Source organism: Enterococcus sp. AZ188 (assembly GCF_050544075.1).
GTDB classification, from domain to species: Bacteria; Bacillota; Bacilli; order Lactobacillales; family Enterococcaceae; genus Enterococcus_D; species Enterococcus_D entomosocium.
Window position 1 is genome coordinate 3,038,707 of record NZ_CP172943.1, and the last position, 11,648, is coordinate 3,050,354.

Here is an 11,648-nt window from a genome sequence, read left to right on the forward strand (position 1 = left end):
TTCCCCTCCTATTTACACTTGCTGATTGCCTGTAAAAACCATTCTTTAAAGAGCGCTTCATCGATATCGACACAAACACGGCAATTGTTTTTCTGCTTCAGACGATTGTTGAGATCGACAATTGTCGCACCTGCTGTGTAGGCTCCTTGTGTTTCGATCGCAACAAAAGTCTCTTGAACAGTGAACATCTCTGGACACAAAAGATAAGCGATCGCGCAACTGTCATACATTTTCAGCCCCGTGCCAAAACTGCCACCACGGTATTTTTTGAATAATTGAACCATCATATCTCCGGTTTGACTCATTTCTTTGATTTTTGCACTGTCTTCTGGGTAAACAAGCGCTTTGGCGCCCACATCTAATGGTGCTACAGAAAGTGGTAAGCCGCTCTCAAAAACAATCGTTGCAGCCTCGGGGTCAATCGCAATATTGAACTCTGACAATACACCAAAGTTTCCTCTGCCTAAGGCTCCGCCCATTAAAACGATCTCATCGATTTTTTCTTTGACTTCTGGATAAATCTTAAGTAAAAGAGCAATATTCGTTAGAGGACCTAATGCGACAATTGTGATTTTTTCTTTATTCTTTTTGATCGTTTGATACATCGCTTCCACAGCTGAAGTTTCCAGCAGCAATGAACGATCTGGTTCTGGAAATGAATAGCCGGCCATTCCTGTGACCCCATGAACATCGCTGGCATCTTTGACTGCTCGCGTTAGTGGCTGAGATGCACCTTGTGCTGCTGGAATCGACAAATCCCAAAAGGAAAGCAGTTTCAGTAAATTATTGGTGACATGTTCAATACCGACATTTCCGGCCACTGTCGTGATCAACTTGACCTCCAAGACTTCACTAAATAGAGCAATTCCCAACGCAACTGCATCATCGATCCCCGGATCCGTATCAATAATGACTTCTTTTTTTGACATACGTATTCTCCTCTCACCTTTGATAAAACGTTTTATCATTTTTCTAAAAAAAAAAGCGAACATCTGATAAAGCGTTTTATCTAATGTTCACACAAAGAATAGCATCGTTTTAAAGCGCTGTCAATAGTAAAAAAGAGTTTCGCTAGGAAACTCTTTCAGTCACACTGTTCTTTTTTATCAATCTAGGTGTCAATTGGACGTAACGTGGCTTCTGTCCGCTGATTGCATTCATCAAGGCAAGAACCGTTTTTTCACCTAAATCATTTACATCTTGTTCCACAGACGTTAGAGATACTTCTAAAAGATCATTCAAAACAAGATTGTCGTATCCTACGATCGAAACATCCTCTGGAACCTTGATTCCTAGTTCTTTGGCACGCTTCATAATTCCCAATGCAATCAAGTCGTTGCCAGCAACAATGCCGGTTACATCTCGGTTTTTTAGGAGAATGTCTGCTTTTTCATAGGCGTCTTCAAATTGGAACTTTGTTACCACATGCCAACTGTCTTTTCGTTGGAGATTGAATTCCTTCAGCGCATCTAAATAGCCTTGGTATCGATACACACAATTGATATTTTTATCAGGGTTCATCATCGTGCCGATCTTTTTGTGTCCTTTTTTTATTAGCTCACTGGTAGCAATATATCCCCCATGCCGATTATTATAAAAGACTTGATCGACCTCAAAGTTATCTATTCCTCTATCAACCAAAACGATTGGAACCGAAAGATTCTTCAATCGTTCTTTGGTTTGTACCTCATCCGCGTAGGATTCGGTTGAAAGGGCGATGATCAACGCATCAACGTTGCGGTCAATCAGGAGCTGAATCAATTCCTTCTCAACGTCAACTTTATCATCTGAGTTGACCAAAATCAGCAGATACCCCTGTTTTCGCAGCAAATCTTCTAAGACCTTGGCCAAGTTGGCAAAAAAAGGATTGTTGATATCTGGGATGATCAGTCCGATCGTATTGGTTTTTTTCAAAACCAGGCTTTTAGCCGCAGCATTCGGCGTATAATTGTTTTCTGCCGCCAAGCGCTTGATTTGCTGTTTTTTTTCTTCCGTGATCCGAATCGGTTTGTCATTTAACACTTGAGAAACGGCTGCGATCGATACACCTACTTCTTTTGCAATGTCTTTTAATCTGACTTTCACTGAATACCCCTTTCGCTTTCCTAATTTTGTAAATGAACCAAGCACTCAATCTTATGTTTTCAGTAAATCCTTTTTATACTGCTGAAAAAACGGATTTGAGAATTAGACAAAGATGATTGATTAAAGATTATACTGTTTTTTTGAATTCCTCTTAGATGTTCCACCTCACCCAATCAGCAAACAATTCTGGCCAACGGACAACCGATGCTTCGATCCCGTGTTGATTGCCGTTGGCGGTTTCCGGTGTTCCTAAACTTAGTCCATGACCACCGCGAGGGAAAATGTGCAGCTCATAAGGTATATTAAATTTGCGCAGCTGTTCGGCAAAAAGGAGGCTGTTTTCCGCCAAGACTAATCCATCTTCTAACGTATGCCAAAGAAACGTCGGCGGTGTCTGTTCATTGACTAAAGTCTCTAAAGACAAAGCCGCTTTTTCTGTTTCATAGCGATCTGCTAATAATGAACGGAAGGAATCTTGGTGCCCAAGTTCACCACTAGATAAGACCGGATAACTCAACAGTAACCCGTTAGGTCGCCATTCTTCATTGGCTCCTTGTAAAGCCTCTGCTAGAAAAGGTTGCTGCCAAGACACACCCAGATTAGCAGCTAAGTGACCACCAGCTGAAAAACCGGCAACAATGATTTTTTCAGGATCGACGTGCCAGACCTCATGATTGGTGCGCACAAGACGAACGGCAGCCGCCAATTCCTTTAAGGCTAACGGATAGACAGCCGGTTTGATACTATAATGCAACACAAAGGCTTGGAAACCAAAGCTCATCATTTTGATGGCGATGGGTTCCGCTTCGCGATCAGACAACATTTCATAGCCGCCGCCAGGACAGATGATGACCGCTGGTCGAACACGATCTGGTTCCATTTCAGGAGAATTTTCCATGACATACGTGGTTAAACTGGCTTGGCTTTCTGGAAAAAGTGCGGTTCTTTTTTCATGTATCACGGATTGCGCCTCATTTCATTGTAATTTTATAGACGATTGGTTGGTCGGTTTCAATTGGTTCAAAAGTTAGTTGCAAGCCTTCATCGGTCACTTGCCAATCAATAGGCTGTTCTTCGTGTCCTAGAATCGTCACGGTTTGGATGATGCCGTGAAATTCTGGCAAATTTTGATCTTTAGACTGGGCCAGTGCTTGGATCCTTGCGTGTCCATTCTCAGGACTTGCCATGCCAATAGCATACAACGAATCCCCCTGAACCGTAAAGCGGAAATCCTGGCTCGTGTATGTCGTCGCCTGTGCCTCTTGAAATTGGCCTGAGACAACGGTCGTGGGACCTTCCCCGGCTTTGCGCCATGGTTTCGCTTCATAAATGGCTTCACCGTTTACATCCAGCCACGCACCGATTTCTTTTAAGATCGTTTGATCTTTTTCTGGGATCGAACCATTCCCTTTCGGCCCGATATTCAAAAGAAGATTGCCATTTTTACTGACGACTTCGATCAAATCCTGTAAAATCTCACGCGTTGTTTTGTAATCCAACGTTGTGGTATAACACCATGAATTGCGAGCGATCGCTGTATCTGTTTGCCAGTAAAAAGGTTGTGGTTCGGCAAATTTTCCCCGTTCGATCTCCACAATACCACTACCAAACATCATGGCATCGTGTTTGTAGCAGATACCAACTTTTTTGCCCCATTCAGCCCCACGATTGTAATAGTAAGCAGCGAAAACTTGCAGGTGCTCCTTGAAGGCTTCGTGTTGGATCCACCAATCAAAATACAGCAGCTCTGGTTGATAGTTGTCGACGAGTTCACAGGTTCGCAGTAGCCAATCATCTAAAAACTCTTTTGAGGGATATGGCTCGCTATACAAATCTTGATTATCAGGTTCTGGCATAGCAGGCCAATAAAAGTCGCCTTTTGCTAACGGTTCCTTGATGTCGCTGTCCAATTCCTTACCATGTCCCATGAAAAACCAATGTTCGGCACGATGAGATGAGGTGCAAAAATGCAGGCCTTGTTCCTCAGCTGCTTCTTTTAATTCCGCAAGAATATCTTTTTTCGGTCCCATAACTGCCGCATTCCATTCAGAAAGCTCGCTTTTGTACATCTGAAACCCATCGTGATGTTCTGCAACGGGAAAAAGATAATTGGCACCGGCTTGTTTGATCAGTCGAATCCACTCATTTGCATCGAATTTTTCTGCAGTAAATATGGGAATAAAGTCTTTGTAGCCGAAGTTTTTTTGCGGACCGTAGGTGTTGATATGGTGATCGTATTCCGGATGGTCTTTGATGTACATATTTCTGGAGTACCACTCGTTATTAAATGCAGGAACACTATACAATCCCCAATGAATGAAGACCCCGAATTTTGCTTTGGGGAACCATTCTGGTAGAACAAAAGCGCCCAATGACTGCCAATTTGGGAAAAAGGGGCCTTGATGCGCGACTTGGTGGATCGTTTCTACTGTGATCATGGTCTTTCCTCCAAAATACCGACTGTTTCCAGCCATGTTTTTGCAATCAACACATGTCCTGCAGTCGACGGATGCACACGATCACTGCTTAAGACATAGGATGACTGATAAAGCAAAAAATCATCAAACTTTTCCTGCGTATCTCCTAAAAGGATACCATACTCTTGCGCTACTTTAGCAAGCACGTGTTGGTAGTTGGTAAGCATTTCTCTTAGTGGATCTTCTTTGTTGGCTTCAACCATAAACGGGGTCAAGAGAATCATTCCTTTGACACTCGGTAATGTCTGAGCGATCAAATCACGCAACTCTGATTCAAATCTTTCAATCCCCACCAGTTCCGTTTGAGCAAATGTGCCATCAAAATGCCGCCACACATCATTTACACCGATCATGATCGTTACCCAATCTGGTTGAAATGCCAATACATCATCCTTCCAACGCTTCTTCAAATCGACGACTGTATCTCCACTGATGCCTCGGTTAACGATCATTAATTCCATTTGTGGGAGTAATGCTGTGGTATAGGCGTTGATCAGATGAACATAGCCGTCCCCCCATGACGACCATCCCGCAGGTATCGCTTGATAATTTCGATTACTATCTGTGATCGAATCCCCCATAAAAAGCAGACGATCTTTTTTATCCACTATCATTGTTTTCCTCCTTAAAGAAAGAAGACTGATCCGCTGGTGCTGGATCAATCTTCTTAAGTGATTGCTTAACCAAACGCTGTTTGCTCACTTTTGTCAAGGAACCGTTGACCAACCATTTTTATTATTCTTTGTTTTTGATTAGTCCCCAAATTCTTTCGCTACTTCTACCCGTTTTTCGTTTTGATCTTTCGCATTATTCATGTCAAATTCTAGCACTGTTTGATAGCCTAATCCGTCTGCTGTTTCTTGCATTTCTTTTAGCAATTGGTCAAATTCTGCTTCATCTTTGGCAAAAACCATTCGCCAAGAGTACTCGATGATTGTCGCTTTGGCTTGGTTCCGCAACGTAGAGATCTCTGAACTATCTTCTGGCGCTACATAGCTGGCACCAGGGGCAACTAACAATTGGTCGTTCTCCTCTAAATAGCCAATGGTCGATTCTGCACCACCCATATTTTTTGACCAATCTTCTTTTACAGGATCGGTTGTTTCATTTTGATAGCTTTCCCACATCGTATAAGCATATGGGAAGCCGGTATCAGGATTGATATCGATCGGTAATACCGTATTGACGTTTAGCGCGGATACACCATCTTTGTAACTTCCGCCACCATATTCTTCTGGCACATCCCCATCGCCATCTAGCAAAGCTTGTTTCCCAAACTCAGTTAAGACAGGCTCGCCATCTTTCATTTCCCAAGTTAAGCCTTCAGGGCCACTACTACCGCTTGTTTGAGAAGAATTTGCTAACACGCCTTCTGAAGAGTAGAGCCAGTCAATAAAGGCTGCGATTCGCTCTGGGTCTTCGGCATTTGAACCGATCCCGATAAATTGTTTGCCACCGTAAACTTCCGCACCATAAGAGAAGATTTTTTGGTCTTGAATCGGTGCCAACATAAAGCCTTTTCCTTCATTCAAGTTCGTAGTCGTATTAAAAGCCGCTTGACCTAACCAAGGCCACCATGAGAATAAGACTTGTCCTTCTTGGAATTTGGCAAAAAGTGTATCGTAATTTTGCGTCGTTGATTCTGGATCCACTAAGCCCATTTGATTGGCTTGGAAATAAAACTTAAGTGCGCGAATATATTCAGAATCACTATCGAGAATGCTTTGATAATCAGAACCATCCGCTTTTGCCAAGACAAAACCTGATTCATCGTACCCATAGTAGGTGACCAGCTGTTTGCCTGCATTCATCATGTTGCCGTCCCAATCGCTGAATAGAGAAAACCCATAAACTTTTTTCCCAGAATCTGTTGTTGGATTGTCTTCTTGCATTTTTTGAATCACAGGAAGCAGGTCTTCCAATGTACCGATTTCTGGATATCCTTGCTCCCCATAAAGATCCCAACGCACATAAGCACCAAATGTAGGATCTAATCCTTCTGAAGGATCGGTGGCTTTTAATGTAGAAACGGAAGTTGGAAAGCCATATAGACCATCGGCATCTTTGTTTAGATTTTGAACAGCCGCATCGAAGCGCTGAACATTTTCCATAGTTTCATAATACTCGCTCGCATCGGTCAACAAACCAGCTTCAACCAATTCGTTGTATTGTTGGCCATTATCAACAATGATCAAATCGCCCAAATCACCTGCTGCCGTCCTCGTTTGATAAAGAGTGTCTCCGTTGCCAGCAACGTTTGGTGCGATGATGTTCAATTCCATATTGAATTTATCCCGCACGATTTTGGCAAACCAACCTTCTTGCATCCCCATATAGTTGGCTAGCCCATTATAGACATCGATCGTGATCGTTTCATCGTAGCCACTTTCGCTGGAAGCAGCGTCTGTGTCAGAGTCAGCCGCTCCTCCACAGCCGGCTAAACTACCTAGCAATGTCATGCCTAACAAACCTGTTGTTACATATTTCGACATTTTTTTCATTTTCTTCCCTCTTTCTTTTTATTAACCTTTCACCGCACCCAACATAATTCCTTTGACAAAATATTTCTGGAAAAGCGGATAAATAAACATGATTGGTAAAACAACAATGACTGAAACGGTCATGCGAATCGAAGTCGGTGTCTGCGTTGTTGCAGCTGAAGCGATACTGGAAAGTGATCCCGATGTATTTTTGACCATTTGTGCCAACGAATTGGCTTGATTGATATACGTATAAAGAAGGTATTGCAAGGAGTAGAGACTTTGATCCGTAATGTAAATCAGTGTATCTTGGAAAGAATTCCATTGACCAACTGCCGAGAAGATCGCGACTGTTGCTAAAATCGGCGTACAGTTGGGTAAAATTACCCGAAAGAATACTTGAATGATGCCAGCTCCATCCATTTCAGCTGCTTCTTGCAACGATTTGGGGATTGACTCAATATAGGTTTTCACTAAGATGATGTTAAAAGGCTGAACGACAGCCGGCAAAATATAGACCCAAAAATTATTCGTTAAACCTAATGTCTTCATCGTGATGAATAATGGAATCAGCCCTGCATTGAAATACATTGTAATCACGACAAAGCGATACCAAAATTTTCGTTTCCACATTTTTTCTTGGGTAAACATAAAGCCTAAGAAGGCTGAAGCTAAGACGGTTGCTGCTGTTCCGATCACCGTTCTAGCCACCGAAACGGTTGCGGCTAATGGCAACCCTTTTAGTTGTAACACTTGACTGTAGTTTTCAAAATGGATCTCTTGTGGAAAAAAGCGAATTTGTCCTAACGCACTCAACTCATTATTACTGATTGAATTAATAATCAAGTAATAAAAAGGATACGCACAAATCAACGTAATCAGAAAGAAAAAGGTATAATTGAGGATACTAAACGTCAGGTTTTCACGTTTGGGTACTTTTTTCGCCTTTTTCTTTTCACTAATCGATAGTTCCATAGATATCCTCCTCTCCTAAATAATGGATGTCCCCCGAATTTTTTTCGAAGCAATATTGACGATGGCTAACAAGGCAACAGAAATGACACTTTTTAGCATACTGATCGCGGTAGCCAGAGATAGACTATTTCCACCCATCCCTAAATTGTAGACATACAAATCGAGGACTTGGATCGTATTTCGATTGAATGCATTTTGGAAAACAAAGTACTGATCCATCCCGTTGTTCAACAAGTTGGCGATAGACAGCATCAGCATCACAAGAAACGTCGGCATCAAGGCAGGTAGTGTGATATGACGCATCAGGTGGAAACGATTCGCCCCATCGATTCGCGCCGATTCATACAATTCGGGGTCAATTCCTGAAATGCCTGCAAGATACATGATGGCACCCCAGCCCAAGCCTTTCCAAATATTCCAAAGACACATCATTAGCCACGTATGATTGCCGCTATCCAAAAATTTGACTGGATCTGTAACGAAGCCCCATTCTTGCAGCAACGTGTTTACCAGCCCTGTTGAAGAAAACAAGCTAAAGGCGATCGTATACACCAAAACCCAACTGATAAAATTCGGCAGCGTGGTCAGCGTTTGGACCAAGTTTTTAAACCATTTGCACTTGATTTCGTTCAATAAAATGGCGAAGCCTACTGGTAGGATCGAAGTGGCGATCCCTAAAAAACTCATGGCAAAGGTGTTTTTCATTACTTGTACGATCTGATCCACTTGTGTTGGACTAGAGACAAGAAGTCGAAACCATTTGAAGCCTACAAACTCGCTGCGCGCTAAACCTAATGCTGGTTTGTAATCATAAAGTGAATAAATCCATCCGTGCAAAGGAAAATAAGAGAACAAAAACACGAGAATCAGGAAGGGAACGATACATAAAAACAAAATCTTCCCTTCTCGTGTCACCCGCTTATTTTTTCTTGGGACACTGCTTAATTTACTTTCCATTTTCCTCCCCCTTTTTTGTAACCGCTTTTACATTTTTAATACTAGCACCTGAAATCTCATTTGCCACCTGTTAAAAATAGAGGTCAATCCGTACATTTTAGACTTTATTTTTCTTTTATTTATAAAGAATGCTGATATATCAAGGTTTCAGATAAAAGACACCTAAATGGTAAGGCTTTCAAAATTTGTTTTTTGCGAGTACTATAGGAATATATCAATTTTGGAGGGATAAAAATGAAGTACAATCCTGATGGTCAACTGTACAAAATAACCACCGTTTTTTCACAATTCACATTGTTAAATTTACTATATATCATTAGCTGTTTGCCAATTATTACGATTGGAGCTGCGACAGCTGCCCTTTATGAAGTGACGATTCGTTATGCGGATGAGGAGCGTGGTGAATTGATTGTAGGCTATGTGCGAGCGCTACGAGCAAACTTTATGAAAGCCACCGGTAGTTTTCTCCTTCTTGGGCTCCCCATGGTAGCACTACTGTATAGTAGCTTGTTTTGGTTTTCCTCAAAAACCATTCTTGCCAGTATTTTTGCTTTCGTTCTAATTGTTACAGCTATTTATCTGTTTATTGTATTAGTCTATTGCCTTGCGTTAATTGGACGTTATGAAAACAGCTTTAGGCAAACATTAAAAAACGCGTTTCTGTTACCGATCGCGGACCCTATCCGTTCGTTAGCCCTCGCGCTTATTCCTATCGCTGCGTTTTGTTTTGTTGTTTTATTTCCGTTGTTTAAATTCCTCTTGTTGATTTTTGGCTTTTCTTTCGTTATTTATTGTAGTTCGTTCCTGTTGCTTTCCATCTTTCGTAATCAGCAAGCATGAAAAGAATCAGTCATCTCTCACTTTTTCGTCGTCTGAGTCAGTTTTCCATTCGGCGACAATTATTCATTCTTTATCTGCCTGTTGTTTTTTTATCGACAGTGACTATTGGTCTCTTATTGGTCTACGATTCAACCAAGCAGCTGACAGGCAATTACCAACATTTGGCTGAGTTAAATGCTCAGCGTGTCAAATCTGTTCTTTTTGATACAACAAACACGCTGACCAACACGGCGAGTTCCTTATCAAACGATACTCATCTACGTCAGCTTTTAACTGCCAATTACCTTGACGACCAAGAAGCGATCGTGGACATCAATAGCTATGATCAGCTAGATGAGATCAGAAATCTTCAAACCTCGATTGCGAAATTAACTATCTATACGACGAATCAAACCATTCCGAACTATAAATATTTTCAACAGGCAGATGACACAATTCAAGCGACCGCCTGGTATCAACGAGCCCTCAAACAGCCTGATGCTTTTTTGATGACGATGCCAGAGGATTACAAAGCAAATCGTTTGAGTCTTTATAAAACGTTGCCTTTGCCTTTATCAAAAGAAACTGCCGTTTTGGAGATCCAAGTCGATTATAATTATCTCAGCAACCGACTTCGTAATTCATCCTATGAATTGGAATTACAGTTAAATGATGATGTCATCTTTTATAGCGACAAAATCAATCAAGTCGGTGAACCGGGACAGCTTACGACTCTTTCTGAGCCGCAAACGAGTGCTGCCTTTTTAAAAGATGATGGTACCAAGGTGATGCTCACCAAAAGCACCTTACCCATGAGTAACAAAGAAGACATCATCACAATTTATAGTGCGGATACAAATGCCTATAGCAATCTACGCGCCAATCTGATCCGTTGGAGCACGATCGTTTTGGTGATTTTGATCACTACTTTCATCATCGTCTTTCTGTTTGCTCGATTCTTTACCAAACGAATTTCTCAACTGCAGCAGGCGGTCTACTTTGCCTCGATCGAGGATTATGATTTCTTTCAAAATATTAGCGGCGAAGACGAAATTTCTCAGATCTCTCTTGATTTCCATAAGATCATTCAACGAATCAAGAAAAAAGAAGAAGAGATCTACCGCTCGCGTCTGGCGCAGCAAGAGCTGTTGACTCAACAACAGCAAATGGAATTTAATATCTTAGCGGGGCAGATCAATCCCCACTTTTTGTTCAACACGTTAGAAACGATTCGCATGATGGCGCTGACTTCCGGCAATTCTGACGTCGTTTACGCCATCAAATTACTGGCAAAATCGATGCGCTATACGCTAGAAGCCCACGGAACCAAGCGAACGAGTTTAGAAGAGTCCTTAGATGCCGTTCACGTATATGTCAAGATCCAGCGGATGCGCTTTGGCGATCGAGTCAACTTTTCCTATTCAGTCTCCAATGAGATCGACCAAAAAGAAGTCCAAATATTGCCCCTCCTGATTCAACCATTGGTGGAAAACGCCATCTCCCATGGCTTGGAAGGCATCACCTATCCAGGGTTTGTCCGTTTGACGATCACCAAAGACGGCCATGATCTGGTGATCGTGGTACAAGACAACGGCAGCGGGATACCGCCAGAAAAACTCGAAGGCTTGCAGCAAAAAATCAAGACGCCCTCCACCCATGCCAAAAAGAACATTGGGCTAGCCAACGTCAATCATCGGGTCAAAATGTTTTATGGACCTGAATACGGCTTGACGATCGAGAGTGTGCTGGGCAGCGGCACACAAGTCATCTTGCGCATCCATGATCTAAGCCAAGATTCATTTTCTCTTCACTAAAACAGTAAAGCCCCCCTTCGATTCCTGTTTCAGAAATCGAA

10 protein-coding genes are annotated in these 11,648 nt (G+C 42.1%); 2 read left to right on the forward strand and 8 right to left on the reverse strand.

Annotation, left to right across the window (positions count from 1 at the left end):
• Window positions 1–8: 8 nt before the first annotated feature.
• The 8 genes from rihC to IGI86_RS14015 form a co-directional block, all read right to left on the reverse strand.
• The gene (gene rihC, locus IGI86_RS13980; RefSeq protein WP_430617465.1) at window positions 9–929 is read right to left on the reverse strand and encodes a ribonucleoside hydrolase RihC; all 921 of its coding nucleotides are present in this window, start codon (window positions 927–929) and stop codon (window positions 9–11) included.
• 142 nt (window positions 930–1,071) lie between these two features.
• Entirely contained in the window at window positions 1,072–2,085 is a 1,014-nt protein-coding gene (locus IGI86_RS13985; RefSeq protein WP_008380606.1) for a LacI family DNA-binding transcriptional regulator, read from the reverse strand.
• Window positions 2,086–2,236: 151 nt separating this feature from the next.
• The gene (locus tag IGI86_RS13990) at window positions 2,237–3,046 is read right to left on the reverse strand and encodes an alpha/beta hydrolase (RefSeq protein WP_430617466.1); all 810 of its coding nucleotides are present in this window, start codon (window positions 3,044–3,046) and stop codon (window positions 2,237–2,239) included.
• A 10-nt stretch (window positions 3,047–3,056) separates the two neighbouring features.
• Complete coding sequence (locus IGI86_RS13995) at window positions 3,057–4,523, reverse strand: alpha-L-fucosidase (RefSeq protein ID WP_430617467.1); 1,467 nt, start codon at window positions 4,521–4,523, stop codon at window positions 3,057–3,059.
• A complete protein-coding gene (locus IGI86_RS14000; protein ID WP_005234072.1) occupies window positions 4,520–5,176 on the reverse strand; it encodes an SGNH/GDSL hydrolase family protein in 657 nt (218 codons plus the stop codon). Before IGI86_RS14000 ends, IGI86_RS13995 begins: the two co-directional genes overlap by 4 nt.
• Before the next feature lie 138 nt (window positions 5,177–5,314).
• Entirely contained in the window at window positions 5,315–7,063 is a 1,749-nt protein-coding gene (locus tag IGI86_RS14005) for an ABC transporter solute-binding protein (RefSeq protein WP_016612762.1), read from the reverse strand.
• 21 nt (window positions 7,064–7,084) lie between these two features.
• Window positions 7,085–8,017, reverse strand: coding sequence for a carbohydrate ABC transporter permease (locus tag IGI86_RS14010; RefSeq protein ID WP_005234069.1), 933 nt, complete (start codon window positions 8,015–8,017; stop codon window positions 7,085–7,087).
• A gap of 15 nt (window positions 8,018–8,032) precedes the next feature.
• Window positions 8,033–8,974, reverse strand: coding sequence for an ABC transporter permease (locus tag IGI86_RS14015; protein ID WP_005228459.1), 942 nt, complete (start codon window positions 8,972–8,974; stop codon window positions 8,033–8,035).
• Window positions 8,975–9,208: 234 nt separating this feature from the next.
• Here IGI86_RS14015 and IGI86_RS14020 point away from each other — a divergent pair, with 234 nt between their 5' ends.
• Both IGI86_RS14020 and IGI86_RS14025 read left to right on the forward strand, forming a co-directional pair.
• Complete coding sequence (locus tag IGI86_RS14020; RefSeq protein ID WP_005234068.1) at window positions 9,209–9,814, forward strand: YesL family protein; 606 nt, start codon at window positions 9,209–9,211, stop codon at window positions 9,812–9,814.
• Window positions 9,811–11,607 carry a sensor histidine kinase gene (locus tag IGI86_RS14025; protein ID WP_430617468.1) on the forward strand — a complete coding sequence of 599 codons (1,797 nt, stop codon included), beginning with the start codon at window positions 9,811–9,813 and terminating at the stop codon, window positions 11,605–11,607. The genes IGI86_RS14020 and IGI86_RS14025 overlap by 4 nt, the downstream gene beginning before the upstream one ends.
• Window positions 11,608–11,648: the final 41 nt, after the last annotated feature.

What these genes read in the sequence shown, in the direction of transcription:
- rihC (WP_430617465.1), bottom strand. Translation starts at nt 929, where the DNA reads ATGTCAAAAAAAGAAGTCATTATTGATACGGATCCGGGGATCGATGAT.
- IGI86_RS13995 (WP_430617467.1), bottom strand. Translation starts at nt 4,523, where the DNA reads ATGATCACAGTAGAAACGATCCACCAAGTCGCGCATCAAGGCCCCTTT.
- IGI86_RS14000 (WP_005234072.1), bottom strand. Translation starts at nt 5,176, where the DNA reads ATGATAGTGGATAAAAAAGATCGTCTGCTTTTTATGGGGGATTCGATC.
- IGI86_RS14005 (WP_016612762.1), bottom strand. Translation starts at nt 7,063, where the DNA reads ATGAAAAAAATGTCGAAATATGTAACAACAGGTTTGTTAGGCATGACA.
- IGI86_RS14010 (WP_005234069.1), bottom strand. Translation starts at nt 8,017, where the DNA reads ATGGAACTATCGATTAGTGAAAAGAAAAAGGCGAAAAAAGTACCCAAA.
- IGI86_RS14015 (WP_005228459.1), bottom strand. Translation starts at nt 8,974, where the DNA reads ATGGAAAGTAAATTAAGCAGTGTCCCAAGAAAAAATAAGCGGGTGACA.
- IGI86_RS14020 (WP_005234068.1), top strand. Translation starts at nt 9,209, where the DNA reads ATGAAGTACAATCCTGATGGTCAACTGTACAAAATAACCACCGTTTTT.
- IGI86_RS14025 (WP_430617468.1), top strand. Translation starts at nt 9,811, where the DNA reads ATGAAAAGAATCAGTCATCTCTCACTTTTTCGTCGTCTGAGTCAGTTT.